This window comes from Pseudoalteromonas sp. JC3 (assembly GCF_030291895.1).
Lineage (GTDB): Bacteria > Pseudomonadota > Gammaproteobacteria > Enterobacterales > Alteromonadaceae > Pseudoalteromonas.
In genome coordinates, this window is sequence record NZ_CP127855.1 from 3,842,062 (window position 1) to 3,867,490 (window position 25,429).

Annotated in this window: 27 protein-coding genes, 5 tRNA genes and 1 riboswitch; of the genes, 6 read left to right on the forward strand and 26 right to left on the reverse strand. The window is 44.8% G+C overall.

Features of this window, described 5'->3' with window-relative positions; translation table 11 throughout:
* Positions 1 to 205: 205 nt before the first annotated feature.
* The 4 genes from QSH61_RS16650 to QSH61_RS16665 all read left to right on the forward strand — a co-directional run bounded on the left by QSH61_RS16650 (position 206) and on the right by QSH61_RS16665 (position 4,235).
* On the forward strand, positions 206 to 2,668 hold the full coding sequence (locus QSH61_RS16650; RefSeq protein ID WP_248298733.1) for an EAL domain-containing protein: 2,463 nt from the start codon (positions 206 to 208) through the stop codon (positions 2,666 to 2,668).
* A gap of 126 nt (positions 2,669 to 2,794) precedes the next feature.
* Positions 2,795 to 3,229, forward strand: coding sequence for a zinc uptake transcriptional repressor Zur (zur, locus tag QSH61_RS16655; protein WP_010368795.1), 435 nt, complete (start codon positions 2,795 to 2,797; stop codon positions 3,227 to 3,229).
* Positions 3,230 to 3,309: 80 nt separating this feature from the next.
* Positions 3,310 to 3,780, forward strand: coding sequence for a chemotaxis protein CheX (locus QSH61_RS16660; protein WP_010607100.1), 471 nt, complete (start codon positions 3,310 to 3,312; stop codon positions 3,778 to 3,780).
* A 23-nt stretch (positions 3,781 to 3,803) separates the two neighbouring features.
* Positions 3,804 to 4,235, forward strand: coding sequence for a secondary thiamine-phosphate synthase enzyme YjbQ (locus QSH61_RS16665; protein WP_206473020.1), 432 nt, complete (start codon positions 3,804 to 3,806; stop codon positions 4,233 to 4,235).
* A gap of 4 nt (positions 4,236 to 4,239) precedes the next feature.
* Here the strand turns inward: QSH61_RS16665 and alr are convergent, their stop codons facing one another.
* The 20 genes from alr to orn form a co-directional block, all read right to left on the reverse strand.
* Positions 4,240 to 5,322, reverse strand: a complete 1,083-nt coding sequence (gene alr / locus QSH61_RS16670) for an alanine racemase (RefSeq protein WP_010368798.1) — start codon at positions 5,320 to 5,322, stop codon at positions 4,240 to 4,242.
* Between the two features lie 19 nt (positions 5,323 to 5,341).
* Positions 5,342 to 6,721, reverse strand: coding sequence for a replicative DNA helicase (dnaB, locus tag QSH61_RS16675; protein WP_017217222.1), 1,380 nt, complete (start codon positions 6,719 to 6,721; stop codon positions 5,342 to 5,344).
* A gap of 118 nt (positions 6,722 to 6,839) precedes the next feature.
* Positions 6,840 to 7,778, reverse strand: coding sequence for a DUF4097 family beta strand repeat-containing protein (locus tag QSH61_RS16680; RefSeq protein ID WP_206473019.1), 939 nt, complete (start codon positions 7,776 to 7,778; stop codon positions 6,840 to 6,842).
* A gap of 10 nt (positions 7,779 to 7,788) precedes the next feature.
* Positions 7,789 to 8,268 (reverse strand): hypothetical protein, encoded by a 480-nt coding sequence (locus tag QSH61_RS16685; RefSeq protein ID WP_010607097.1) that lies wholly within the window; start codon positions 8,266 to 8,268, stop codon positions 7,789 to 7,791.
* Positions 8,261 to 8,812, reverse strand: coding sequence for an RNA polymerase sigma factor (locus QSH61_RS16690; RefSeq protein ID WP_010607096.1), 552 nt, complete (start codon positions 8,810 to 8,812; stop codon positions 8,261 to 8,263). The genes QSH61_RS16685 and QSH61_RS16690 overlap by 8 nt, the downstream gene beginning before the upstream one ends.
* A 421-nt stretch (positions 8,813 to 9,233) precedes the next feature.
* Positions 9,234 to 10,973 (reverse strand): DUF7305 domain-containing protein, encoded by a 1,740-nt coding sequence (locus tag QSH61_RS16695; protein WP_174170552.1) that lies wholly within the window; start codon positions 10,971 to 10,973, stop codon positions 9,234 to 9,236.
* A 4-nt stretch (positions 10,974 to 10,977) separates the two neighbouring features.
* Positions 10,978 to 11,466: a PilW family protein gene (locus tag QSH61_RS16700; protein ID WP_010607094.1), complete on the reverse strand. Its 489-nt coding sequence runs from the start codon at positions 11,464 to 11,466 to the stop codon at positions 10,978 to 10,980.
* Positions 11,463 to 11,885, reverse strand: coding sequence for a type IV pilus modification PilV family protein (locus QSH61_RS16705; RefSeq protein ID WP_010607093.1), 423 nt, complete (start codon positions 11,883 to 11,885; stop codon positions 11,463 to 11,465). Before QSH61_RS16705 ends, QSH61_RS16700 begins: the two co-directional genes overlap by 4 nt.
* Entirely contained in the window at positions 11,876 to 12,334 is a 459-nt protein-coding gene (locus tag QSH61_RS16710; protein WP_010607092.1) for a GspH/FimT family pseudopilin, read from the reverse strand. The genes QSH61_RS16705 and QSH61_RS16710 overlap by 10 nt, the downstream gene beginning before the upstream one ends.
* On the reverse strand, positions 12,318 to 12,731 hold the full coding sequence (locus QSH61_RS16715) for a type IV pilin protein (RefSeq protein WP_010607091.1): 414 nt from the start codon (positions 12,729 to 12,731) through the stop codon (positions 12,318 to 12,320). Before QSH61_RS16715 ends, QSH61_RS16710 begins: the two co-directional genes overlap by 17 nt.
* Positions 12,732 to 13,171: 440 nt before the next feature.
* Entirely contained in the window at positions 13,172 to 13,624 is a 453-nt protein-coding gene (gene rplI / locus QSH61_RS16720) for a 50S ribosomal protein L9 (protein WP_010368808.1), read from the reverse strand.
* Between the two features lie 35 nt (positions 13,625 to 13,659).
* The gene (rpsR, locus tag QSH61_RS16725) at positions 13,660 to 13,887 is read right to left on the reverse strand and encodes a 30S ribosomal protein S18 (protein ID WP_002962753.1); all 228 of its coding nucleotides are present in this window, start codon (positions 13,885 to 13,887) and stop codon (positions 13,660 to 13,662) included.
* 11 nt (positions 13,888 to 13,898) lie between these two features.
* A complete protein-coding gene (gene priB, locus QSH61_RS16730) occupies positions 13,899 to 14,228 on the reverse strand; it encodes a primosomal replication protein N (RefSeq protein WP_010368809.1) in 330 nt (109 codons plus the stop codon).
* Positions 14,229 to 14,266: 38 nt separating this feature from the next.
* Positions 14,267 to 14,608 (reverse strand): 30S ribosomal protein S6, encoded by a 342-nt coding sequence (gene rpsF, locus QSH61_RS16735; protein ID WP_010368810.1) that lies wholly within the window; start codon positions 14,606 to 14,608, stop codon positions 14,267 to 14,269.
* Between the two features lie 206 nt (positions 14,609 to 14,814).
* Positions 14,815 to 14,890, reverse strand: a tRNA-Gly gene (locus QSH61_RS16740).
* 194 nt (positions 14,891 to 15,084) lie between these two features.
* Positions 15,085 to 15,160, reverse strand: a tRNA-Gly gene (locus QSH61_RS16745).
* A gap of 116 nt (positions 15,161 to 15,276) precedes the next feature.
* Positions 15,277 to 15,352, reverse strand: a tRNA-Gly gene (locus tag QSH61_RS16750).
* 194 nt (positions 15,353 to 15,546) lie between these two features.
* Positions 15,547 to 15,622, reverse strand: a tRNA-Gly gene (locus tag QSH61_RS16755).
* 127 nt (positions 15,623 to 15,749) lie between these two features.
* Positions 15,750 to 15,825: transfer RNA gene (locus QSH61_RS16760), tRNA-Gly, on the reverse strand.
* 244 nt (positions 15,826 to 16,069) lie between these two features.
* A complete protein-coding gene (gene orn / locus QSH61_RS16765; protein ID WP_010607090.1) occupies positions 16,070 to 16,615 on the reverse strand; it encodes an oligoribonuclease in 546 nt (181 codons plus the stop codon).
* Positions 16,616 to 16,776: 161 nt separating this feature from the next.
* Here orn and rsgA point away from each other — a divergent pair, with 161 nt between their 5' ends.
* Positions 16,777 to 17,829, forward strand: coding sequence for a small ribosomal subunit biogenesis GTPase RsgA (rsgA, locus tag QSH61_RS16770; RefSeq protein WP_010607089.1), 1,053 nt, complete (start codon positions 16,777 to 16,779; stop codon positions 17,827 to 17,829).
* 98 nt (positions 17,830 to 17,927) lie between these two features.
* The gene (gene asd / locus QSH61_RS16775; RefSeq protein ID WP_206473018.1) at positions 17,928 to 18,794 is read left to right on the forward strand and encodes an archaetidylserine decarboxylase; all 867 of its coding nucleotides are present in this window, start codon (positions 17,928 to 17,930) and stop codon (positions 18,792 to 18,794) included.
* A gap of 25 nt (positions 18,795 to 18,819) precedes the next feature.
* Here asd and QSH61_RS16780 read toward each other — a convergent pair whose 3' ends face one another.
* The 6 genes from QSH61_RS16780 to thiC are packed head-to-tail and all read right to left on the reverse strand — an operon-like array spanning position 18,820 to position 25,138.
* Positions 18,820 to 19,569: a HesA/MoeB/ThiF family protein gene (locus QSH61_RS16780; RefSeq protein WP_206473017.1), complete on the reverse strand. Its 750-nt coding sequence runs from the start codon at positions 19,567 to 19,569 to the stop codon at positions 18,820 to 18,822.
* A complete protein-coding gene (thiE, locus tag QSH61_RS16785) occupies positions 19,562 to 21,085 on the reverse strand; it encodes a thiamine phosphate synthase (protein ID WP_206473016.1) in 1,524 nt (507 codons plus the stop codon). The genes QSH61_RS16780 and thiE overlap by 8 nt, the downstream gene beginning before the upstream one ends.
* Before the next feature lie 34 nt (positions 21,086 to 21,119).
* Positions 21,120 to 21,917 carry a thiazole synthase gene (locus QSH61_RS16790; protein WP_206473015.1) on the reverse strand — a complete coding sequence of 266 codons (798 nt, stop codon included), beginning with the start codon at positions 21,915 to 21,917 and terminating at the stop codon, positions 21,120 to 21,122.
* A 2-nt stretch (positions 21,918 to 21,919) separates the two neighbouring features.
* Positions 21,920 to 22,117 (reverse strand): sulfur carrier protein ThiS, encoded by a 198-nt coding sequence (gene thiS / locus QSH61_RS16795; protein ID WP_010368823.1) that lies wholly within the window; start codon positions 22,115 to 22,117, stop codon positions 21,920 to 21,922.
* Complete coding sequence (locus QSH61_RS16800; RefSeq protein WP_206473014.1) at positions 22,114 to 23,127, reverse strand: FAD-dependent oxidoreductase; 1,014 nt, start codon at positions 23,125 to 23,127, stop codon at positions 22,114 to 22,116. The genes thiS and QSH61_RS16800 overlap by 4 nt, the downstream gene beginning before the upstream one ends.
* Positions 23,128 to 23,185: 58 nt before the next feature.
* On the reverse strand, positions 23,186 to 25,138 hold the full coding sequence (thiC, locus tag QSH61_RS16805; RefSeq protein ID WP_010607083.1) for a phosphomethylpyrimidine synthase ThiC: 1,953 nt from the start codon (positions 25,136 to 25,138) through the stop codon (positions 23,186 to 23,188).
* A 118-nt stretch (positions 25,139 to 25,256) separates the two neighbouring features.
* Positions 25,257 to 25,387: riboswitch (TPP riboswitch) on the reverse strand.
* Positions 25,388 to 25,429: the final 42 nt, after the last annotated feature.

Genomic DNA, 25,429 nt, shown 5'->3' on the forward strand with positions numbered 1-25,429 from the left:
CAATTCATTTGCGGTCAAAGCGAAAGAAAACGAGATTGGACCTAATGCGAAAACTCAAGACACCATCGTCATAGCACTCGCTCTGCCACAAGAGTATTCCCTCAAATCTAATACAAGCTTTTGCAGCTGGACTACACTTAAATGTTGAAGTGCTGTGCAGAAAAAATAAACCTAATCGAGATCAGGATAATTGAATTGGTTATTTATGAATAATCGGGTTATTTCTATAAACTTAAAACAAACATTGACTTGGGGCACGGTACTCTGTGGCTTGGTGCTCACGTCTCTTATTATCTCCATTTCATATGTTAGCCAGCGATACATGCTTCTCAATACCTATGAAACAAATCTAAGACAAGATTTATCCCATTTAGGTAGACATCTTTTCACTGAATTTGTGGAGGGCAACGATAATCAGATAAGTCTGACTCTCAAGGATTATTATTCTGACGGTAAATATAAAGCGCTCTTCCTTATTCAAGGAGAAACGCTCATCAACGAAACCCAACACTCAGCGAGTGGACTACAAATATTTAATCAGGTTATCAGTCAGGCGCAAGCGACTGCAACACTACGCACACTTGACCTCACAGTGGCATTTGACCCTAATCAGCAGCACTTTCTCGCAGCCATTCCCATTTCACCTAAAGTGCCCGTCGTTGAGTCCGCTGATTTAGTTAGGCTGATTGCTATTTATGACATAAGCACCATTTTTCTTGCGTTAAGGCAACAATTGATAACGACGGCGAGTATTTTAGCGGTGTTTTTGATACTCATCATTATCGCACTACTAAGCTTTACCCATTACTTCATTCATAAACCGATCAAAAGACTGATCCAAGTAGGCAATGCATTATCCACAAAGTCTTTGAGCAGTAGAGCCGACATTGTGGGACATGGCGAGCTTGGAGTCCTTGCCAAGCAATTCAATGTCATGGCACAAACGTTAGAAAAAAACTGGCAACAACAATTACAAAGCACCCAAGAATTACAGCGCCGTCACGCACTTATTAATAGTGTTTTTGAGGCATTACCGGATATTTTCTTTATAATCAATACGGATGGCACCATCTTAGAATGTCATACCGGAAAATCAGACGACTTGTATATGTCGCCTGAGCAATTTATCAACAAGAAAATGTCGGAAGTACTGCCCTCCCACGCAGCTAAACACTTTAGCCAAGCCATCAAGTCTGCCAATCAGCGCCACCAATTAACCCAAATAGAATATCCACTGACAATTGCTGATCAAGCGAAGCTATTTGAAGCTCGGTTATCTCCTATTCCAGGAACAGATCAGTTGGTTATTGCAGTGCGAGATATCACCGAGAAAAAGCGTCAAGAAGAAGTCATTTTACATCACGCTTTTTATGACTCATTGACCGATTTACCAAATCGCTTTTTAGCGATGGAGCGGCTAGCGCAGCAACTGTTTGATGCCGAACGCAACGATGAGCTTGCGGTGGTGTTTTTTATTGATTTAGATGATTTTAAAAGGATCAATGATTCACTCGGACACGAAACGGGGGATCAAATTCTCATCGCTTCGGGAGAAAGACTCAAGCAATCGCTACGTGAGCAAGATACCGTGTCACGTCTTAGTGGTGATGAGTTTATTGTGTTGATGGGAGGATTTAAACATACTGCAGACATTACCTCAGTTGCCGATATGCTCATCAAACTTTTTCACCATCCCATTATTGTCGACGATAAAGATTTTAATATTTCAGTCAGTATAGGCGTTGCTATCTATCCTTTAGACGCGAACTCCCCCCAAGAGTTACTTAGCTGCGCTGATACCGCAATGTACAATGCCAAAAGTAATGGTCGCAACAACTACTGTCTATTTAATCAAAAGATGAGTCAACAGTTGTCTCGGCGCATTGAAATTGAGGAAGCACTGCGCGTAGCACTAAATGAACACGAGTTAGAAGTGTTTTACCAACCTCAATTTTATATTGAAAACAGTGATGTATTTGGCGCGGAAGCTTTACTTCGCTGGCACAGTAAAACACTGGGTAATGTCTCTCCTGCGGAGTTTATTCCCGTTGCGGAACAAAGCGGTTTGATCATCGACATCGGATTGTTTGTGCTCTCAACGGCTATTAACCAAGCACACCAATGGCAGCAACACTTAGACTCCGACATCCGTATCGCAATCAATTTATCACCTAGGCAGTTTAAAGACCCAAGCCTTTTGAAACAGATTGAGCTATTAGTAAAAGACATCCCGATTGCCAATCGCTTTATCGAGTTGGAGATCACAGAAGGCGTACTGATCTCAGGACAGGCACAGGTAAAACAGACCCTAACCCAATTACATCAGTTAGGGTTTAAATTATCTTTGGATGATTTTGGTACGGGCTATTCGTCACTGAACTATCTCCGTCATTACCCCTTCGATTTACTCAAAATAGACCGCAGTTTTATCAGCGATATGCTCACCACTCACGAGTCTAAAGCGTTAGTTAAAACCATTATTGCCATGGCGCATAATTTATCGATGAAAGTAGTCGCCGAAGGCGTGGAGACACTGGAGCAATTGCGTTTATTGCAGCAGCTAGAGTGTGATTTTGGTCAAGGATATCTGATCAGCAAGCCGCTTTCTGCAGCACAATTTGAAAGCTTTTACCATACTAAGATCGAACCAGTTAAGCGTTCATCTTAGCAAGCAAAACAAACTTTAAAAGCAACATCGCTCCCGAATATCCACTTAAGATAATAAATCTGGGTAAACACAAGACTAATAAAAATAATATGTTAGTATTGCAAGGCAGTGTAAGGATTTTGAATCATGAATATAGAGTTACTAGTTAGCAAAGCCAAGCAAGTATGTGACAACCGTGGTGCACGATTTACTCCTATTAGAGAAAAAGTATTTAGACTACTCGCCTCTAAACAAGGTGGCGTTGGCGCATACGACTTACTTGAAGAGCTCAAGTTGACGGAAGCGGCTGCAAAACCAGCTACCGTATATCGTGCCTTAGACTTTCTTTCTGAGTTGGGTTTTATCCATAAAATAGAAAGCACTAATGCGTTTATGCTTTGCCATCACTTCGACCACACACATCCAGTGCAGTTACTGATCTGTGATAGTTGCGGTAACGTTCAAGAGTTACATTCAAACACGATTTCGCATGAACTGAACAGCCTAGCTGCGGAAACCGGATTTGTGGTTACAGAGCAAACCATCGAGGCTCATGGCCGTTGCGAAAAATGTAAAGATTAAGTGCAGTGAGTAAAAAAGCCCACTACACTTATCACTAAGAGCGACACTAATTTATTAAAAAAGCGTAAGGGAAAGTCAATATGAATGTAGAGTTCATCAACCCCTTTTTATCATCTCTAATCAATGTATTGGCTACAATGGCGCAAACAGAATTGACGCCGGGTAAGCCAAAAGTGAAGAAAGACGAAGTCGCACAAGGTGATGTATCGGGTCTGATTGGTATGGTTGGTCCACAGACAAAAGGGTCATTTTCGATCACCTTTGAAGAAAACTTAGCGCTAACCATTATGGAGCGTATGCTTGGTGAACGCCCAGACTCCATAAATGAAGACGTCACTGATATGGTTGGTGAAATCACCAACATGGTCACTGGCGGTGCTAAAAACCTGCTCGGCGAAAAAGGCTACGAGTTTGATATGGCAACACCGGTTGTCGTTTCAGGCCCAGGCCATACCATCACTCATAAATGTGATGGTCCTAAACTTATTATGCCATTCACCTCTCCTGACGGTAATGCCAATATCGAAGTCAGCTTCGACAAACTCGCCTAACAGTTAAAAACACACGTTACTTTATGAGTTGGACTCAAAAACAAATTATCTTGAAGCCTCGAAAGCGAGGCTTTCACTTGGTAGACGACGAGATTATCTCGCAGCTTCCTGAACTACATGACTATCGTATAGGGCTGCTGCACCTGTTTATACAACACACCTCCGCCAGCCTAACAATTAACGAAAATGCCGACCCTACGGTACGTATGGATATGGAAAGCCACTTTAATCATTTTGTACCACAGAGGCAAAGCTACTACCGCCATGACTATGAGGGCGATGACGATATGCCAGCACATATCAAATCCAGCACCTTAGGATGTGAAGTAACCATTCCCATTTCTGAGGGCCGCTTACATTTAGGTACTTGGCAAGGCATTTATCTCGGTGAGCATCGTGACCATGGCGGTGCCAGACGCGTTATCGCAACGCTTCAAGGTGACAGAAAAGGCTAAGCGCTTAGCCTTCGATGTATTCGTAGCTTACTCTTGGGGTGACGTTACACAGCAGCTCATATGGAATCGTATCTGCACATTGCGCTATCTCTTCTACGGGCAGGTTTGGTCCCCACATTTCTACTTCTTCACCAACTTGAATGCCATTAGAATTGTCACCAATATTCACACTGATCATATCCATAGACACGGTGCCGACTATACCGTAACGCTGGTTACCAATAACCACCGGAGTGCCAATTTTAGCGTGTCTGGGATAACCGTCTCCATAGCCAACACCAATAACGGCAAGATAGGTGTCCTGTTCACATTGCCAACGTCCACCATAACCTACCGCCTGATGTGCTCTCACCCGCTTGATGGCAATAACTTTAGTAGTCAAGCGCATGACGGGCTTTAAACCGTGTTGCTGGCCAACACGCGCAAGCATAGGTGAAACGCCATAAAGCATTAGGCCCGGACGGATCCAGTCGCCATGAGATTCTGGCCAACCTATGATCCCCGCGGAGTTTGCCAAACACAATGGTGCGTGACTTTGGCCAACTAACGACTTAAATAGTACTTGCTGTACTTCGGTTTTATTGTCTTTGATATCATCGGCACAAGCAAAGTGTGTCATTAAGTGGATTTTATCAGCAACATTTTTTGATCGCTTAAGGCGAGCATAAAACGCTTCAAACTCTTCAGGCTCAACGCCGAGACGATGCATACCAGTATCTACTTTTAGCCACACTGTGAGCGGTGCATCTAAATTAGCACGCTCAATGGCTTCAAGCTGAGAAATGTCATGCACTATGGTTTGCAAATTATTGGCAAGTAAAATAGGTAAATCAGAAGGATGAAAAAAACCTTCTAACAAGACAATTGGTTTAGTGATGCCACCTGTTCTAAGCGCAAGTGCTTCATCAACTCTCGCCACAGCGAATGCATCCGCATCTTGCAAATGCTGAGCTATTTTAACCAAACCATGACCATAAGCGTTGGCCTTAAGTACCGCCATAATCTTACTTTTTGGCGCCAGTTTTTGCGTTAGCTGTAGGTTTTCTCTCAGCGCGGTTAAATCGATTTCAGCACTCGCTAGTCGCATTTCACTACTCAATTGACAGTTAATATTCGTCGTCCATTGCTGGACCCGCATAGTTATCGAATCGAGAGTATTGACCTTGGAAGGTTAACCTAACCTTACCGATCGGGCCGTTACGTTGCTTACCTATGATGATTTCGGCCGTGCCTTTGTCTGGACTATCGTCGTTGTAAACTTCATCACGATAAATAAACATGATTAAGTCGGCATCCTGCTCGATAGAGCCTGATTCACGTAAGTCAGAGTTTACTGGGCGTTTATCTGCACGTTGTTCTAGCGTACGGTTAAGCTGAGAAAGCGCGATAACTGGACACTGCAGCTCTTTGGCTAGTGCCTTTAATGAACGAGAAATTTCAGCAATCTCAAGCGTACGGTTGTCCGAAAGGCTCGGTACGCGCATGAGCTGCAAGTAGTCCACCATGATCATGCTGATCCCACCGTGATCGCGTGCAATTCGTCTAGCGCGTGAACGCACATCCGTTGGCGTAAGACCGGATGCATCATCTATGTACATCTTGCCCTTTTCCATCAGTAAGCCCATGGTGGATGACAAACGTGCCCAATCGTCATCATCTAATTGACCGGTACGTACTTTGGTTTGGTTGATACGGCCGAGTGAGGCGAGCATCCTCATCATGATCTGTTCTGAAGGCATCTCTAGCGAGTAGATCAGTACCGGCTTATCTTGCGTCATCGCGGCATGCTCAGCCAAGTTCATCGCAAACGTGGTTTTACCCATCGACGGACGCGCTGCGACAATGATCAAATCAGAAGGCTGTAGTCCTGCTGTCATCTTGTCTAAGTCGCCGTAGCCTGTACTTACCCCGGTAACACCATCTTGTGGAGATTGGTAAAGTTCTTCAATTTTATCAACGGTTTTCTCTAGGATGCTGTGAATACTTTGCGGACCTTCAGTGCTTTTAGTGCGCTGCTCAGCAATCTTAAATACCTTGCTCTCAGCTAAATCTAACAGCTCATGGCTATCTCGTCCCTCAGGATTAAAGCCAGCCTCTGCTATTTCATTCGCCACACCAATCATTTCGCGAACAACCGCACGCTCACGGACGATACTAGCGTATGCATCAATGTTTGCAGCACTTGGCGTGTTTTTAGCAATCTCAGCAAGATAGGAGAAACCACCTATGGTTTCTAACTGATTGTTCTTTTCTAGATTCTCAGAAATCGTGATTAGGTCGATAGGTTGACTAAGCTCTACCAGCTTTTCCATTGCTTCAAAGATCAGCTTGTGGGTTCTGGTATAAAAGTCATGAGACACCACCAATTCCGCAACACGGTCGAAGGCTTCATTATCTAGCATCAAGCCACCGAGCACAGATTGCTCAGCTTCAATTGAGTGCGGTGGAACTTTTAAGGTATCGACTTGTATATCTGGTTTAGCCATATCACAACATTGAGAAATTGAAGGCCCTCTATTGTATCTGGTCTACCCATAAGTGCAAATAACAAAAGGCCAGAGTTTGGGGGAAACTCTGGCCTTATTAATTTGATGAAAGCGCTTATTAGTTACGCTTTAGCTCAATATTGCCGCTAACGGTATCGATTTCTACATCTGCATTACCACCGTTAAGCACAAACTCGAGTGAACGAGCTGGGCCATATTTGGCTTTTTTAACTTGATCTGAACTTAGCTCATTGGTGATATGGCCACCTGAATGCGCGTTGATTTCAAACCTTGCTGATACATCTGCAGGGAAATAAAGCTCAATATCGCCACTAACGCTGTCCATATTTATATTGGCGTTATCCAGTAACTTTGCTGCATATACTGCTATTTCGCCGTTAACGGTAGATAAGCGTAAGTCTTTTAACTCAGCCATCTTCAACTCGACTTCGCCATTGACGTTTTCTAAGCGCAGCTCGGTTGCGGTGGTTTGCGTTTTAATTTCGCCATTAACGGCGTTAAATCTTAGCTTACCGCTCGAAGCGATATCTTCAATGTCCCCATTGACGGTTTCAAACTGAATATTGCCATCTAAGTCACGACTATCAATATCACCATTTACCGTTTCTAATGCAATTTTACCGCTGATTTTACTCGCTTTAATATTGCCGTTGACTGTTTTGATACGGGCGCCCGCCGTTAAATCAGCAGCTTCAACATCAACCACCACCCCTTCAAAATTTAATTCACTACTACGAGGCATGTAAATGGTGAGTTTAGAGCCATCACCACCGCCCCAACTTTTATAGCGTCTTGGCATCTTCACGATAAACTCAGTTACCTCACCAGAGGTTTCTAGTTTATAACCCTCGGCTTTATCGTCTAACTCGCCAGTCACTTTAAAAACGTTTTTATCCCATGTTTTTATCGTTACATCACCGCGCTGATTCTCGATGATAACTTTACCATTTGCAGGAACCGACAGTTCTTTATCGATAGATTCTCCAGCGAACACTATTGCAGGTAGCGCCGCTAGGCCAATAATTAATGCTTTCATCCTAATTCTCCTAAATTTGTTGCCAACGAGGTTGGTGAACCTTATTGATTAAGTCGAGTTGCTGCTGATAAACCTGAGCTAACATTTTTAACAGCGCAGCATTCTCAGGATCTTGCTTTAAAGACAACTTAATCGCTTGTTCCGCCTGCTCGAGCTCTTGCAATTGTGTCTGCCAATCAGAAGTCAGCGCTGGCTGCGTTTCATATTGAACCAGTAAAGACTGCTTTTGTTGCTCAAAAAAAGCGCTAATATTAGCCAGTGAGTCTTGCTTGGGCTGATTCATAATGACTTGCCAAGCAAGTAAGCCCGCAATAGTACACGCCGCAATACCAGATAACTTTTGCCAATTATTTTGCTTCGGCGGCTGCATCGGTTGTGCTTGATTGATTGCACGCTCAACGCCTTGCCATAAGTCACGTTGTGGCTTTGGCTGCGACTGTTCGTCATTCAGTGCGGTATGCATAAATTCATCAAAAGATGGTTTAGTCATTGTTGTACCACTCCTGTAATAAGTTACGTGCTCGGTGATATTGCGATTTACTCGACCCTACGGCCATGTTTAACATATTGGCAATTTCCTCGTGGCGATACCCTTCGACAGCATGTAATACGAAAACCAACCTGGCACGTTCTGGCAATCTGACAATGAGTTTATCTAAGCCATTTAGCTCTCCTAGCTGCTCAGCACCTTGCTCATCCAGACCGGACTGCTCAAAGCTTACGACCTTTTGTAACCAGTTTTTTTGCTTTCTAAGATAGCTGATAGCAATATTACTGGTCACACTATGAAGCCAAGTCGTAAATTGTGATTGCCCTTTAAATTGGTCTATCTTTTGCCACAATTGCACAAAAACTTCCTGACATGCATCTTCTGCATGAGCAGGCTCAGCGAGCAATCTAAGACATAATGCATATACGCGACGATGATGTTGCTCAAATAGTTCGCGAAATGCACTTTGATCCCCTTGCTGGCACCTAGCCACTAGCGCATCGGTTTGTTCTTGTGTAAATGCCTCTTTGGCATTAATTATCATGCGTCTGTTCCTTTGGGTTGATTCCTTCATCTTCGCATATCGAATGGAACAAACAAAGTCACCAACGCTCAATTGCCAATTTCTACTTTTTTATAAAGTACTTATTTAGACGCGAGAGAAATCAGAAATGGTTTAAAGGGGTTTGAAAAAATTTTTACTTTTTTATTTAGCAGCAAAAGTGGAGCGTTGGCGCTCCACTTAGGAAAGTTACTCAGCGCTTTTATACCAGTTGTATTAAGTAAATGATCTATCTTGAAGCGGAGAAATAGCTTTAGTAGCACCGCTCTCGCGTCCTGCTACCGCTAAGGTACCTATATCCATATAGGCAAGGCAAAAATTTTGCTATTTAGTTGTTCTAAATGAGAAATTTTTAACGAAGCTAATATGCTATTTCACCCTTCAAATTGATTAGAGAATTAATTCAATTGGTATTAGCTTCACTCTCATCGGCAACTTGGTACGGTTTGTAGTGCCAGCCCTTAAAGACCAATGTCGGCTTTTGTCCCGGCGGCTGCACGCCAATGCCTGCATTTTTTAATGCTTGATCAAAGTGGATCCCTGTACCACCGGTACCAGTAATCGATGCCCCTCGAACTGTACCGTACAATTGCCCACTGCCGTTCAACAGAATAGAAGTCAACGGTGAATAAATAGCAGCATATAGTGACGATGCGCCGCTAAATACAAAACCATTAGGGCCATCAAATGAAGAATACACACTAAATACCGGCAGTTTGCTCTTCTTGGTTAAGCCTTCTTGCTCAGCAATAACCTTAGCACTTGCGCCAATAGAAACTTTGCCGGTAGTGAACACGGTCAAAGAACTTTCTTTTTCTATCCAGATATGGGTGTCGCCAGTTAATGTGAGGTCACCATCAATCAACCAAATCACATCGCCACCAGAGATCTTTATTTTTCCGTCAGATCCTAACTTCAACCCTTTAAAAGGGAACGCAAGCTGCGTTTTTTCTGTCGCTGTGCCGAGATTCTGATCTACCCCTTGGAACAAATAAATGGTGTGCTCTTTTGCAACATACACACTTGAGCCATTACGCTCGTACACGGCCTGTTTAGGTTTAAAGTGCAAGATTTGTTGCGCGCCTACATTTAGAGGAGTGAATCGATTACGAGGATCGATAATGCTATCCATATTAAAAGGCAACGCCAAAGGATCACATTCTTTATTTGGCCTTGCTGGGTCGTAGCCGGGAGAATCTGGATCGTACACTTTTACCGGTTCAACCACTAAGTCTGCGACTCTAAATTTAGCATCGGAGTAATGCACACCATCTTGAACTTGCAAGCCAGTATCTTTAAATTGACCGCTGCCAGTATATTGAATATCGAACGCATCGCCATTTTGGTTGAGGATCTCAGCGCCCCACTCCATTTTCGCGTCACCCATTGCACGTACATAACCTTGGATCTTTCCGCCTCTATGCGTGAAAAAGCCGCGGCTATAGACATTACCTTCCACTCGAATACCACTCGATGACGGCGAAATATCTACCCCGGTATTTGACCTAACGTCACCCAAAATCGGTGAAGAGCCTTTTAAGTAAATCACACCAGATGCTTCAACATCACCTTTAATCGGAGAGTGGCCTGATAGCACCACATCTGCATCGCCTACCACAGTGTGTACATCACCATCATGGCTTTTTGTTTCTTCGTAAGTGCCTTTCGATGAGTCATAGCTATCGACAGAGCCACTACCAGATAGATTCACCCCTTTACAGCCAGTAACCGCATTTTGGAATATGGACTCTTTCGCCGCTGGCTGTAACTCAAAGCGCGCAACTAGCCGATGGTTCGCGTGCTCACCATGACGTTGACCTAAGCTTTCGATTTCAAACTCATTGCCATTGGCATTAACCGAGATCTGATATTGCGAATCAGGAACTGCACCGCTACCCGTTTTGTTTATACCATTTATCAGCGCATTGACGTCTTGCGGATTGCCACTTAACGCCGCATCCAGCTTTTGACGATATTCTCTGATCCCTTGTTCAGCCACTAATCTTGCATTAATGTCTTTTTGGAAGTTACCACTTAATCTTTCTTGTACAACACCTTCCTTGAGGGAAGCGAATACCACAACGCTAGCCATGCCGCCGAGCAGCATCACTTTAACCAGTGTAAAACCTTGTTGTTGTTTCATTGTATTAGCTACCTAATCCAGCGTAAAAATTCATCTGTATGCCTGCACCATATTGTGTCGGAAAACTACTACCCTGTATTGTGACTGTAATTAACTGACCACTGGCATCGGTTGCAAATGTGAGTCCAGTTACCCCCTTCAAAAGATTGATATCACCCGTGCCGCGATCGCACACTAAATACCCATCTTGTAAAAAATAGCGCTCAGTGTAGTCAACCATGGGGACACTGCCATCACAAGCGGGGACCCCTGCCAATTGGCGGATCGTAATATCGGTCGCCGTCACAGTAGGGACTTCCTGAGTTTGCTTGATGCTGCGCATCATCACTCGATTGGTATAGCGAACAATCTCTTGCGATGTTGCAAGCTGCTGGCTTGTCGTCACCGTTTCTTTTATCGACGTGTACGACGTTGCAATCCCCATAACCAATACCAACCCCACAACCATAGCAACCATGAGTTCCAGTAAGGTATACCCATTTATCTGTTTCATGAGCCCCCTCCTGCCGGCGGAGAACAAGTGTCCGCAACCTCTGGGTAACTGGTAGTTAAAGAAATTTGGTTTTCAGCAGGGTTTTTTACTCGCTTATCTTCCCAGCTCACCGTAAGCTGCATGTTATTGCTATAGGTCGCAGGCAACACTAACGTAAAGCGACTATCCGCAGGATGCAGCTGTTGAATAAGTGGATTGGCGAGCGTCATATCATTGTTGTTATGTTGCAATTCACATAACAACGGCCATATTCTCTCAATTGCGTTTTGACCATGAATTAACGCCATTGTGTATTGAAAGCTATTGGAGGCAAACTGTAATGACTTAAGCTGCGTCGCAGCCAAACCAAGCAACATTAACCCAGCCACCAACATCGACACCACGACCTCAATGAGAGAAAACCCCTTACTTAACTGCAATTTTGTTCCGCCTCAGCTAACCAACTTTGACCGCTGACCAATACACATAAACGATAATCCTGAGTATTGGCAATGTTGTCGGTAATCAATATATTGTTTGTTGCCAGCACTTCGCCACTTTCACGCACAACTTGATCGGCAAGTGCCACTTCTATCGAGCTATGTTTAATAGAAAACCGCCCTACTTCGGTCAATTGGCCATTTTCATTGGTTTTCACAACCCAGTCGCTGTCCTCTACGACCAGTGACACCTGCTGCTCTCGTCGAACCGCTTCACTGCGGGCCAGACGATATACCGCCTGCAGTTGATTAGCATGCGTCGTGAGTCTGTCTTGCTGAATTTGCTTTATAAAACTTGGCGCAGCTATCGAAGCTAAAATTGCAAGTATTGCCATGGAAATAAGCAGCTCAAGCAGGGTAAACCCTAAATATCTATTGCCAGCAGTCATTGTTCTTCGGTCCCTGTTCACCAAGATGGTTGATACTTAGTACACCACACCTGTCAGCCGCTTGTGCTTTTCCCGCTATTGGCGTAGCTGTAAATTGATACCCCAAGTTACGGTATTGCCCAACTGCGCCATTTGGTTTATCAGTGGGAATATATTTAAACGTGTAGAATTTAGACTCAGGCAGGTCTGTAAGTAAACTCGCATCAGGGTAGCCACTATTACGGCTATATATGCGCTCAATCACACCTGCCATTTCCAACATTTGCTGTTGTGCTTGCGAACGACGTCCATCCTGAACGTATTCCACATATGACGGATATGCCACGCTGGCTGTGATCGCCACTATTGCAACCGCAATTAATAGCTCTGTAAGCGTAAAACCTTTATTTACCGACATTTAATTATTCCACCACTAAATTGATAGCGCTGTCATTTTATTCCACTTTATGACAGACAAAAGACAAAGAAAAGGATTAACCTATAATATGTAAACATAACATGGAGCGAAAGTTTCTAAAAAGGAAACTTATTACACCACATTACAACAGTATTACCTTTTGATATAAGGCAAACTTTGAGCGAGAGGATCATCCATGTCACACCTTAAATTGGTATGAATAAGATTATTATTATGATTTTCTTCGAGGGGTTACTTAATTCAACCTAAGATTGGGATAACAACAAAGCTAATATTTTTAAATTCAATACATTCAGCATTAAGAACATCTGTTAGCTAAGCTTTTACTATCCGGTATACGGGCTCATTTAGGAAAATTAAGTGAATAAAAAGCCGTGCATAAAAATACACGGCTTTTTTAATTTAAGCTCAATTAAAAATTAAGCTTCAGCAATTACGATTACTTTGATCGTAGCTGTAACGTCAGAGTGTACTTGGATAGCTACATCGAACTCGCCAGTCTCACGGATAGTACCAAGAGGTAGACGAACTTCTGACTTAGATACCTCAACACCTACTGCAGAGATAGCATCAGCAATATCGCGAGTACCGATAGAACCGAATAGCTTACCTTCGTCACCCGCTTTAGAAACTAGAGTTACTTCAGCTAGTGCTTCTAGTTTTTCAGCGCGTGCCTGTGCAGCAACTAGCTCTTCAGCGATTTTCGCTTCAAGCTCAGCGCGACGTGCTTCGAAAGTTTCAATGTTAGATTTAGTTGCAGGAACTGCTTTACCCTTAGGGAATAAGAAGTTACGTGCGAAGCCAGATTTAACATTAACCTGATCACCTAGGCTACCTAGGTTTGCAATTTTGTCTAGTAGAATAACTTGCATGTCTCTACACCTTTTAAAAACTAGTAATCAGCTGCTTACTTGTGTAAGTCAGTGTATGGAAGAAGGGCTAGGTAGCGAGCACGCTTGATAGCAGTTGCTAGCTGACGCTGGTATTTAGCGCTAGTACCTGTGATACGGCTAGGTACGATTTTGCCACTTTCTGTTACGTAGTTTCTAAGAGTAGCCAGATCTTTGTAATCAATTTGTTGTACGCCTTCCGCTTTAAAACGGCAGAACTTACGACGTCTGAAATAACGTGCCATGAGTAATTTCCTCAATTAATTCTTTCAATATGTTGTGCGTGCAATACCAGCTGACTCAAGCCATTTCGGCTCTCGTGGCGATTTATAAAACCGCGAACTTGTAATGCTTGCCCAACGTATAAATGCTCAGTTTGGTTTCGGAACTGTTCTCCACTGGCAACCACTTGAATACGCACGTAGGCATTTCGAGTAAGGTCAGCCTCTAATTGCATTGATTTGTGCTCAAGTACAAATATGCAATGTGGGATCCCAGCTGGGCTTTGACTAAATTTAGGTGTTTTACAAATCACGCCCGAAAGCAGATATTGATTGGTATACAGGTCAACCTGATTACTCACCATTACCTCGAAAGGTTAGTCAAATCCGAAATCAACAACGATTAAGCAGAAGCTGCTTCTTTTTTCTCTTCTTTTGCAAGAGGAGACGCTTCAGTTACCGCGTTTTTAGTACGCATAACTAGGTTACGAAGCACTGCATCGTTGTAGCGGAAAGAAGTTTCAAGCTCGTTGATTACTTCAGTTGGTGCTTCAACGTTCAATAGAACATAGTGTGCTTTGTGAAGCTTTTCGATTGGGTAAGCCAGTTGACGACGACCCCAGTCTTCTAGACGGTGAATAGTACCGCCAGCTTCAGTGATAGCACCAGTATAACGCTCGATCATACCAGGTACTTGCTCACTTTGGTCTGGGTGAACCATGAATACGATTTCGTAATGACGCATGGATATTCCTTACGGTTAGTATAGCCTTGTCCCGTTTCGGCCAGTCGGGGTAAGGCAAGGAACGATAATAGTAAGGCCGAAAGAGAGCGTATTTTACGCGTAGCATTAAAATTAAGCAATCAGTTTGTTATGAAAAATTGGTGGAATAAGACTATATCTGCAAGGTTTTTTTAGAGCGATTGAAAAACAAGGATATTTAGGAGAGTTGGAGCGGCACACGAGGTTCGAACTCGTGACCTCGACCTTGGCAAGGTCGCGCTCTACCAGCTGAGCTAGTGCCGCATTCCATAGTTAGCTCGTTACGTTGTCGGTAATAAAGGCAAGGTCGCGTTGATTACCTACTGCAGCTGAGCTAGTGCCGCATCACATATTTAGCTCTGGATTTGTCGGTAACTACGCTAGGTCGCGTCCTTACCTGAAGCAGCTGAGCTAGTGCTGCATCATATTTTTTAGTTTATACACCTAAAGCAAGTGTTTGGAGCGGCACACGAGGTTCGAACTCGTGACCTCGACCTTGGCAAGGTCGCGCTCTACCAGCTGAGCTAGTGCCGCATCACAATATTTAGCTCATTATGTTGTCGATAATAACGCAAGGTCGCGTCTTCACCTGTAGCAGCTGAGCCTGTGCTGCATCACATTTTTTAGTTTATACACCTAAAACAAGTGTTTGGAGCGGCACACGAGGTTCGAACTCGTGACCTCGACCTTGGCAAGGTCGCGCTCTACCAGCTGAGCTAGTGCCGCATTCCATAGTTAGCTCATTATATTGTCGATAATAACGCAAGGTCGCGTCCTTACCTGTAGCAGCTGAGCTAGTGCCGCATCACAATATTTAGCTCATTATATTGTCGGTAATTACGCAAGGTCGCGTTGATTACCTACTGCAGCTGAGCTAGTGCCGCATTTCATTTTTAGTTTATACACCTAAAGCAAGTGTTTGGAGCGGCACACGAGGTTCGAACTCGTGACCTCGACCTTGGCAAGGTCGCGCTCTACCAGCTGAGCTAGTGCCGCATTTCATAGTTAGCTCATTATGTTGTTGATAATCACGCAAGGTCGCGTTGATTACCTACTGCAGCTGAGCTAGTGCCGCATCACATCATATTCTTTATTTTTCCAGTCGAATATAAACTGAGAAGTTTGGAGCGGCACACGAGGTTCGAACTCGTGACCTCGACCTTGGCAAGGTCGCGCTCTACCAGCTGAGCTAGTGCCGCATTCCGATATAGCTCTTAGTTTTCCGCTGGGCGCAACCTTGAGGTCGCGTCTAACGTTTTAGCAGCTGAGCTAGTGCCGCATCACAATATTTAGCTCTGTATTGTTCGGTAACTACGCTAGGTCGCGTTTTACCTATAACAGCTGAGCTTATACTGCTTTAATAATGCTCAAGAAACCCCGCAAGGCTTGTCATCTCAAGCGGGGCAGGATTCTACAAGATAAAATTTGCTTTGCAAGTGTTTTTTAAACTTTGAAGAATTTTTCTTGGTAAACTTTCAGCTCCATGATGGAGTCTTTGATATCATCCAGTGCTAAGTGAGAGCTTTTCTTTTTGATCTCACCTAGTAGCTCAGGCTTCCAGCGTCTCGCAAGTTCTTTTATCGTACTGACGTCCAAATTGCGATAGTGGAAATAAGCTTCTAGCTCTGGCATGTATTTGTTGAGGAATCTACGGTCTTGACCAATAGAGTTACCACACATTGGAGAAGCACCTGGCGGCACCCACTCTTTAAGGAAATCTAGTGTTTGCTTAACTGCATCTGCTTCCGTGAACTTACTCGCCTTACAGCGAGCAGTCAGACCTGAGCGACCATGTTGATTGGTGCACCACTCATCCATATTGTCCAACAGCTCATCACTTTGATGAATTGCCACTACTGGACCTTCAGCTAAAACATTGAGATCACCATCTGTGATCACCGTCGCGATTTCTAAGATTTTATCTGTTTTCGGTTCTAGCCCCGTCATCTCTAGATCGAGCCAGATCAAGTTTGATTCATGAAAAGTCATACTTTACCTTAGCGGTACTTTCCTTTAGATCCAATGCAATTAGATATATCATATTAGTTTAAACACTCGACCTAAAGCTTTTTTTACCATGCGCGGCGTTTTATTGATTTATAGCCTAAATTTGAACGCTCTGCACGCCAAAGCTTAAACAGATTATAAACATGGCAAAGAAAAAGAAACTCAGTAAAGGCCAATCCCGTCGGATTAGAGCCAATCATCAGAAGCGAATCGATAAAGCGAAAGAGACAGAAGTATCTGATGTTTCATGGCAAAACGACAACTTAGGGCCAACAGAAGCCGCAGTGGTGATCAGCCGCTTCGGCCAACATGCGGATATAGAAACCACAGACCAAGAGGTTTTGCGTTGCAATATCCGTCGTACCGTAACAAGCTTAGTTTGCGGTGATGAAGTCATTTTTCGTCGTGCCAAGGTCAGTGATGGTGACTTAGCCGGCGTAATTGAGGCTGTACATGAAAGGCGCACACAACTCACTCGTCCGGATTTTTATGACGGTGTGAAAGTTGTCGCTGCGAATATTGACCAAATATTGATGGTGTCGGCCGTTGTGCCCGAATTCACCCCTCAAATCATCGATCGCTACTTAGTCGCTTGCGAGGATATGGGGATAGAGCCGATTTTATTACTCAATAAAATTGATTTGCTTGACCAAGAAAGCCTCGAATATATTGACGAAGTCTTAGATATATATCGTGAGCTTGGCTATCGCGTACTGTTAGTCAGTACAAAATCAGGCGAAGGCATTGACGAGTTAAAACACATGCTTGAGGACAAAAATAACATTTTTGTTGGACAATCAGGGGTTGGCAAATCAACGTTGGTCAATACGGTACTGCCCAATGCAGATATTCTCACCAAAGAAGTCTCCGAAAATAGCGGCTTAGGGCAACATACAACCACAGTATCGCGCTTACACCACTTGCCGTCCGGTGGAAACCTGATCGACAGCCCAGGGATCCGTGAGTTCGGCCTATGGCACTTAGACGTGGAACGCGTCACTTGGTGCTTTAAAGAATTTAGGGAATTTATTGGCGGCTGCCGCTTTAGGGACTGTAAACACCTGAACGATCCGGGATGTTTACTTCGTGAAGCCGTAGATGAAGGTAAAATCAGCGAATTACGTTTTGAAAGTTACCATCGTATTTTAGAATCTATGGCTGATGGCCGCGCAGGTGCGCGCGCGCCGAGAGTCTGATAATATTTGCTAAATTGGCTCAATGACTTGAGCCCGATAGCCACTTCGCAATACAAAAAAGCGAAAGTGACAAGACTAATAATTAGGAACTGTTAAAAGTGAATTTGGATAAACTAAAAATTGCCATGCAATATGCATTACCTAAACATGCGGTTTCTCGTTTGGTTGGTAAGCTTGCCGCAGCAGAAGCTGGCGCCTTAACCACAAAGCTAATTAAGCTGTTTATCAAACAATATAAAATCGACATGAGCGAGGCATTGCACGAAGATCCAGCTCACTACAAAACCTTTAACGAGTTTTTTACCCGTCCACTGAAGCCGGGGATCCGTCCTTTGGCAGAAGATAGCGATATCCTTGCCCACCCAGTGGATGGCGCAATCAGCCAACTTGGTGATGTCGTCGATGGTCAAATTATCCAAGCTAAGGGTCACAACTACAGCTTACAGACGCTGCTAGGCGGTAAAGAAGAAGACGTTGCGCCTTATGTTGGTGGTAAGTTTGCAACGATTTATCTAGCACCGAAGGATTATCACCGTATCCACATGCCGGTTGATGGCACCCTTCGTAAAATGATTTATGTACCGGGCGACTTATTCTCAGTAAATCCACTTACCGCGCAAAATGTGCCTAATTTATTTGCTCGTAACGAGCGAGTTGTTGCTATTTTTGACACTGAGATTGGTCCGCTTTCTATGGTATTGGTTGGTGCAACTATCGTCGCTAGCATTGAGACGATTTGGGCAGGTACAGTGACACCACCAGCCGGAAGAGATGTCTTTACTTGGACATATCCAGCAGAAGGTGACAACGCGATAACGCTGAAAAAAGGCGAAGAGATGGGTCGCTTTAAGCTTGGTTCTACCGTGATTTTAGCGTGGGGAGCAAATAAGGCAGAGTTCTTAGATGACCAAAACCCAGAGACCGTCACACGCATGGGTACCCCTTTCGCAAAAATAGCAGAGTAGACTAATTGGTATTAGTGGCTTGAAACTACTTCAAGCCACAACAATCACACTCGGGGTTTTTACTGAGCCCATACTGCTTTTGCTGCAAACTCATAGCATCTAGCGTACAAAATACGCTTCCTTGGTGATGTCCAAGTAGCACGTTTATGGTCAATAAAGCTTGCTGCGCGCCGATCACACCCAGTAATGGACTAATGACGCCAAAGTTGTCACAACTCTCCACTGGTGTTTGCGAACCCTCAGGGAAAACGCAAGCATAACAAGGTGACTCAGCCCTAAAATCAAAGCACATGAGTTGGCCTTGTGTGGCAATCGCGGCGCCAGCGATCAACACCTTGCTCACTTGATGACAATACCTATTGAGCAAATAACGGGTAGTAAAGTTATCGCTGCAATCCAAGACAATATCGGCATCACGGAGTAACTCGGCGACGTTCTTATCGGTCAATCTCGCATTAATTGGTACTAGTGTGATCTCGTTATTGAGACTTGCCAGCACCTTTCCTGCTGCTTTGGCTTTTTGCTGACCAAGGTGGTTCACCTTATACAGAATTTGCCTTTGTAAGTTAGACAATTCCACGTCGTCATCATCAACAAAAGTAAGCTTACCAATGCCACTCGCCGCTAAGTAAAACAACGCGGGACTTCCCAGCCCACCGCAGCCAACCACAGCCACATGCGCCTGTTTCAATGCGAGCTGGCCTTGCTCACCAACCTCTTTTAACAGCAAATGGCGACTATACCTTAGCCGCTCTTTGTCATTGAGTTCAGTCATGCCGCGCCATAGCTTGCTTTAATTCAAGTACAGCCTGCTCTGGGTCTTGGGCCTCAGTGATAGCTCTTACAACCGCAATACTAGATACGCCAGTTGCAGCCACTTCTGGCACGCGACTTAGATCAATGCCTCCAATGGCGACGGTTGGATAGCTACTTTGCATCAAAGGTACAAAGTGCATCAGCTTTTCCAACCCTTGGATTTGGCCGGTCATGTCTTTGGTCGTGGTTGGGTAGATAGCACCAAAAGCCAAATAACTTGGGCGATAGTTATGTGCCCGGAGCATTTCATAAAAACCATGGGTCGAAATACCTAAGCGCAGCCCTGCCTCTTGGATGGCAACAAGATTAGCTTTATCGATATCCTCTTGGCCCAAATGAATTCCATAAGCGCCGTGTTTAATCGCTAACTGCCAGTAGTCGTTAATAAACACCTTCGCATCGTATTTTTGTCCAAGTGCAATGGCGGTTTGTATTTCAGCTTCGAGATTAGCTTGCTCTGGATCTTTAATTCTCAGCTGCACCGTATCGACACCTAAAGCAAGGCACTTTTCCACCCAATCAGCGCTGTCCACCACGGCATAAAGCCCAATAGGGTCGTCAATGCTGGCAAAGCCAGCGGCAAAATTAAACTCCTCAGGTAATGCAAACTCTAGTTCATCAGCAAGCCAAGAGCCCGCTTCTATCACTTGCGGGTAATCATTGAGATCAACTGGAAAACTCGTATGCGCAACAGGGCCCACACCTTCACCATAACGTATCGCCGCTTTTAGCCCTGCATTGATGTATGCTTTAGCGAGAATAAAAGCATCTTTAAATGGATACTCCTTGGCCATACATGCCGCGATCACTGACGATAAACTACATCCAGTACCATGGCTGTGCGGTGTTTGAATTTTCTCATTGCCAAGCCAATACTCGGTATCTCCCGCTAAGCCATAATCAATGCAGTAGCCTTTTGGGTAATCCCAATGACCGCCTTTAATGATCACCGACTTTGCACCAAATTCACGCAATTTGGCAGCAGCCTCTTTTACCGCTTCAGGACCTATCAAATATACGCCTGTCAGCAGCTGAGTTTCGTGTGTATTGGGTGTAATGATATCCACCAGCGGTAATAAATGGGTTTTTAACGCATCCACCGTGTCTTCTTCGGTTAATGCATCCCCGTTGGTCGCGATAGCTACTGGGTCATAAACCACAAGCGGCGGTTTTGCCCATGTTGCTTTGTAATGAACGAGGTGTTCAGCAATTAGTTGGATCTGCTGAACATTGGCGAGCATGCCAATCTTTATCACCGTTGCAGGCATATCTTGCGAAAGCGCCGTCAGCTGAGAGTCGATAACCGTGGTCGAAACCGGGTTTAACGCCTCCACCCCTAAACTATTTTGCGCCGTCAACGCAGTTACTACGGTACAACAATGAACATTAAAGCTCTGCGTTGCTTTGATATCCGCTTGAATACCAGCGCCGCCGCCAGAATCAGAACCCGCAATACTCCAAACGATATGTGACAAAGAGAACTCCTTATATAGTTATCCGCAATTCAAGTTAGTTTGTGTGCCAAAAAGGCATGCCTAAGGTTGGCGTAGAAGGTGATGCCACCTCTTTTTGTGGCATTGCTTTTGCCAAATAAGACAGACGCCCTGCAACCGTGCTGGCTTCAAACGCTTTTGCCATGGTGGTAGGACAGCCCGCCCCTGCCACTGCCGAATTTAATAATACGGCATCATAACCCAGCTCAAGTGCTTGGCAAGCATGAGACGGCAAACCGAGTCCCGCATCGACAATCAAGGTTTGATGGGGCAAACGTGTGCGAATGGTTTGCAGGTTATATGGATTTAACAGCCCTTTTCCCGTACCAATTGGTGCGCCCCAAGGCATTAAAACTTCACAACCAAGTGCATCTAAACGCTGACACAGCACCAAATCATCAGTGCAATAAGGCAACACCTTAAACCCGTCTTTTAGCAAAATTTCGGTGGCTTCGAGCAATGCAATTGGGTCTGGCTGTAAGTTATATTCATCACCAATAAGTTCAAGTTTAATCCAATCCGTGGCAAACACTTCCCGGCACATCTGCGCCAAAGTCACCGCTTCTTTTACGCTATGGCAGCCAGCCGTGTTTGGTAGGACTCGTAGTCCCATCTCTTTGATAAGCGACCAAAAGTCATCACCCGCCTGCTTAGTTTGCTGGCGTCTCAGCGACACAGTAACAATTTCAGCACCCGAGGCGGCGATAGCCCCCTGCATTACCTCTGGAGAGGGATAAAGTGCTGAACCAATTAACATGCGGCTAGTAAATTGTTCACCATAAATAGTGAGCTTAGTATCAGTCAAAGACTGCATATTTATCCCCCTTGAATTGGCGATAAAAGCTCAATCTTATCGCCGTCGCTCAATGTCACGCTTGGCAGCTCCGTGCGGGAAACAAAAGTACCATTAAGCGCGACGGCAAAAGGCGGCTTGGCACCTCTGGCTTCAATAAATTCCTGAATATTTTGCTCGCGGTTGATATTAATCGTTTCGCCATTAAATTCGACTTTCATAATAACTCCTTAGATAATGCTTGTTTCACGATAAGCGGTGCCAGCAGATAACCGTGTCTATATAAGCCATTGATACTGATCACATTACCTTGTTGTTCAATTTTGGGGTGATTATCTTTAAACGCAGGTCTAAGTCCTGCTAATAAAGACAATACTCGCGCTTCGGCAAACCCACGATGAACTGAATAAGCAGCAGAGAGTAATTCGAGTGTAGAACGTACCGTTATCTCACCATTATCTTGCGACTCAATTTCCGTCGCACCAATAACAAACTGATGATCTGGTTTTGGCGCAATGTAAATGGGGTATCTTGGGTGCATCAAGCGCACAGGTCGAGTCAAGGTCACTTCTGGGGCATAAATTCTCGCCACTTCGCCGCGCACGCCACGAAGCCCATTACACGTGGCTTTCGCACCAAGACCGCGACAATCAATCACCCAGTCATACGCTTGACTAAGCTGCGCCTTTTGCGCTTCATCACAATGAACACCGTAGTTAATCTCTACCCCTTGCTGCGTCAATGTTGCCGCACTACTTTGATAAAACGCCTGATTATCAAGCTGGCCTTCGCAAGGTAAATACAAGCCTTGATGGAACACACCACTAAGTTCTGGTTCCAATTGTGCGATCTGAGCACCATTTACCACTTCCGCGCTATGATCTTTTAACGGTTTTAAGCGCTGCTGAAAACTCACTAAATCACCACGGTCTTGACCATGTGCCACAATAAGGGAGCCTTGCTGCTGGAAAAATACCGGGCTTTCCAGTTTCGCCAGTAGTTGTGGCCAAAGTTTCATGGACTCCAGCCCTTGCAGCGCCAACGCTTCATCGCATATCACAGACTCAGCCAAGGGCGCTAACATGGCCGCCGCCACACTACCTGCTGAGCTCTCCGTACCTTGCTTTGCTTGTTCAAACACGCTGATTTGATAACGCTCAGCGAGCATCAATGCAGCGATGCGCCCAGTTAAGCCAAAACCCAAGATAGCAACACGTGCTTGAGTAGACATAGCTACACTCCTAAAATTAGCCACCCGACGGGCATCAAGGTGACTATGATGGGATAGGTTATATCGCTTTGTGGTAAAGCTCAGAGCCTGATTGCTTAAACTCTTCCGATTTTGCTTTCATCTCAGCTTCAACATCCACCATTTTAATGCTGATCTCTTCGCCTACATTATTAGGGTCGATGCCTCGCGCTTCTAACGCTTTCGCATAGTCACGTACATCTTGGGTGATCTTCATCGAGCAGAATTTAGGGCCACACATAGAGCAGAAATGAGCGACTTTGCCCGACTCTTGTGGCAAGGTCTCATCGTGATATTCACGAGCACGCTCTGGATCTAGACCGAGATTAAACTGATCGTGCCAGCGAAACTCAAAGCGTGCTTTAGACAGCGCATTGTCACGAACTTGAGCACCCGGGTGGCCTTTCGCCAGATCCGCTGCATGCGCCGCGATTTTGTAGGTGATCAAACCTTCTTTTACATCTTCTTTATTCGGTAAGCCTAAATGTTCTTTTGGTGTCACATAGCACAGCATCGCACAGCCATACCACGCAATTTGCGCCGCACCGATCCCTGAAGTGAAGTGATCATAACCCGGAGCGATATCGGTAGTGAGTGGGCCAAGCGTGTAAAACGGTGCTTCATCGCAGTGCTTTAGCTGCTCTTCCATATTCTCTTTGATCATATGCATCGGCACGTGTCCTGGGCCTTCAATAAAGACCTGAACATCGTGTTTCCACGCAAGCTTAGTCAACTCACCAAGGGTACGCAGTTCACTAAATTGTGCTTCATCATTGGCATCGGCAATAGAACCCGGACGCAAGCCATCACCTAACGAGAAACAAACATCGTATTGCTTTAAGATTTCACAGATGTCTTCAAAGTGCGTGTAGAGGAAGTTTTCTTTGTGATGCGCTAAACACCACTTCGCCATAATTGAACCACCGCGAGACACAATACCCGTCACGCGTTTTGCCGTCATCGGCACGTAACGCAGTAGTACTCCCGCGTGGATAGTAAAGTAATCCACGCCTTGCTCAGCTTGCTCAATCAAGGTATCGCGGAAGATCTCCCACGTTAGATCTTCAGCAACACCATTTACTTTTTCTAGTGCCTGATAGATTGGAACCGTACCGATAGGCACTGGAGAGTTACGTACCACCCACTCGCGGGTTTCATGAATGTAGCGCCCTGTCGACAGATCCATTACGGTATCTGCACCCCAACGGGTCGACCATACCATTTTTTCCACTTCTTCTTCGATAGAAGAGGTCACTGATGAGTTACCAATATTGGCGTTAACTTTTACTAGGAAGTTACGTCCGATGATCATCGGCTCGGTCTCTGGGTGATTAATATTGTTTGGCAGTACAGCACGACCACGGGCAATTTCATCACGCACAAATTCAGGCGTAATAAACTCAGGAATACTGGCGCCAAACGATTGGCCTTTGTGTTGCTGCGCGAGCAATTCTTCACGCAACTTAGCGCGTCCCATATTTTCACGGATCGCTACATATTCCATTTCAGGCGTCACTATGCCTTGACGGGCGTAGTGCATTTGCGTGACATTTTTACCCGCCTTAGCACGGCGAATTTTAGGTAAATGTTCAAAGCGAATATGGTCAAGCCCTTCATCCGCCATACGCTGCTGAGAAAACTGTGACGTCACCGACTCTAGCATTTCGGTATCATCGCGCTCAACTATCCACTGCTCTCTAAATTTAGGAAGGCCAGCACGAACGTCAACCGGCACTTCAGGATCTGTGTATGGACCTGAAGTATCATAAACACGAATGGGATCGTTTGATTCAAATACCGGATTTTCTTCGGTACCACCAACAAACGAATCACTTAGCGTGATTTCACGCATACCAACGCGTACGCCTGCTTGTTCGCCCTCCACATAAACTTTATGTGAATTTGGAAAAGGTTGGCCTTTAAGGTTATGGATAAATTCTGCCGCGGCTGCTCGCGCTTCACGACGACTTAGCTTGCTACTATTGTTTGACATGACGTCCCTCTTATTTTCATACAAAGGTGTCTTGTCAGATCTCCAAAAGGAGAGAGACGAGGATAGTCCTCGGGTAAGGTGGATAGCAATAAACCACTATTGCTACAGACAAACGCAACGCGTTTGCTGTCTTGTTCCCTACGCAGGCATTAACCTGATCAGGTCCACGGATCCCGCAAAATGCGATCTCAGCCCGAATATCTGCACACAAATTTGCTGCAAAAACTCAAGGCACTCCGACAAGTAACGAATTAGCGCCAGTCTACTTGCTAACACGAAAGCTCGCAAGCA

Bases quoted from the DNA above. Each gene is read 5' to 3' on its own strand.
- thiC (WP_010607083.1), bottom strand. From the start codon at position 25,138: ATGTCAAACAATAGTAGCAAGCTAAGTCGTCGTGAAGCGCGAGCAGCC.
- zur (WP_010368795.1), top strand. From the start codon at position 2,795: ATGAATATAGAGTTACTAGTTAGCAAAGCCAAGCAAGTATGTGACAAC.
- dnaB (WP_017217222.1), bottom strand. From the start codon at position 6,721: ATGGCTAAACCAGATATACAAGTCGATACCTTAAAAGTTCCACCGCAC.
- orn (WP_010607090.1), bottom strand. From the start codon at position 16,615: ATGACTTTTCATGAATCAAACTTGATCTGGCTCGATCTAGAGATGACG.
- QSH61_RS16715 (WP_010607091.1), bottom strand. From the start codon at position 12,731: ATGTCGGTAAATAAAGGTTTTACGCTTACAGAGCTATTAATTGCGGTT.
- QSH61_RS16685 (WP_010607097.1), bottom strand. From the start codon at position 8,268: ATGACTAAACCATCTTTTGATGAATTTATGCATACCGCACTGAATGAC.
- priB (WP_010368809.1), bottom strand. From the start codon at position 14,228: ATGGTGAGTAATCAGGTTGACCTGTATACCAATCAATATCTGCTTTCG.
- thiS (WP_010368823.1), bottom strand. From the start codon at position 22,117: ATGAAAGTCGAATTTAATGGCGAAACGATTAATATCAACCGCGAGCAA.
- alr (WP_010368798.1), bottom strand. From the start codon at position 5,322: ATGCGACTAGCGAGTGCTGAAATCGATTTAACCGCGCTGAGAGAAAAC.
- QSH61_RS16650 (WP_248298733.1), top strand. From the start codon at position 206: ATGAATAATCGGGTTATTTCTATAAACTTAAAACAAACATTGACTTGG.
- QSH61_RS16800 (WP_206473014.1), bottom strand. From the start codon at position 23,127: ATGTCTACTCAAGCACGTGTTGCTATCTTGGGTTTTGGCTTAACTGGG.
- QSH61_RS16690 (WP_010607096.1), bottom strand. From the start codon at position 8,812: ATGATAATTAATGCCAAAGAGGCATTTACACAAGAACAAACCGATGCG.
- QSH61_RS16790 (WP_206473015.1), bottom strand. From the start codon at position 21,917: ATGCAGTCTTTGACTGATACTAAGCTCACTATTTATGGTGAACAATTT.
- QSH61_RS16695 (WP_174170552.1), bottom strand. From the start codon at position 10,973: ATGAAACAACAACAAGGTTTTACACTGGTTAAAGTGATGCTGCTCGGC.
- rpsR (WP_002962753.1), bottom strand. From the start codon at position 13,887: ATGGCACGTTATTTCAGACGTCGTAAGTTCTGCCGTTTTAAAGCGGAA.
- QSH61_RS16665 (WP_206473020.1), top strand. From the start codon at position 3,804: ATGAGTTGGACTCAAAAACAAATTATCTTGAAGCCTCGAAAGCGAGGC.
- QSH61_RS16680 (WP_206473019.1), bottom strand. From the start codon at position 7,778: ATGAAAGCATTAATTATTGGCCTAGCGGCGCTACCTGCAATAGTGTTC.
- rpsF (WP_010368810.1), bottom strand. From the start codon at position 14,608: ATGCGTCATTACGAAATCGTATTCATGGTTCACCCAGACCAAAGTGAG.
- QSH61_RS16710 (WP_010607092.1), bottom strand. From the start codon at position 12,334: ATGACTGCTGGCAATAGATATTTAGGGTTTACCCTGCTTGAGCTGCTT.
- rsgA (WP_010607089.1), top strand. From the start codon at position 16,777: ATGGCAAAGAAAAAGAAACTCAGTAAAGGCCAATCCCGTCGGATTAGA.
- QSH61_RS16700 (WP_010607094.1), bottom strand. From the start codon at position 11,466: ATGAAACAGATAAATGGGTATACCTTACTGGAACTCATGGTTGCTATG.
- rplI (WP_010368808.1), bottom strand. From the start codon at position 13,624: ATGCAAGTTATTCTACTAGACAAAATTGCAAACCTAGGTAGCCTAGGT.
- QSH61_RS16660 (WP_010607100.1), top strand. From the start codon at position 3,310: ATGAATGTAGAGTTCATCAACCCCTTTTTATCATCTCTAATCAATGTA.
- QSH61_RS16780 (WP_206473017.1), bottom strand. From the start codon at position 19,569: ATGACTGAACTCAATGACAAAGAGCGGCTAAGGTATAGTCGCCATTTG.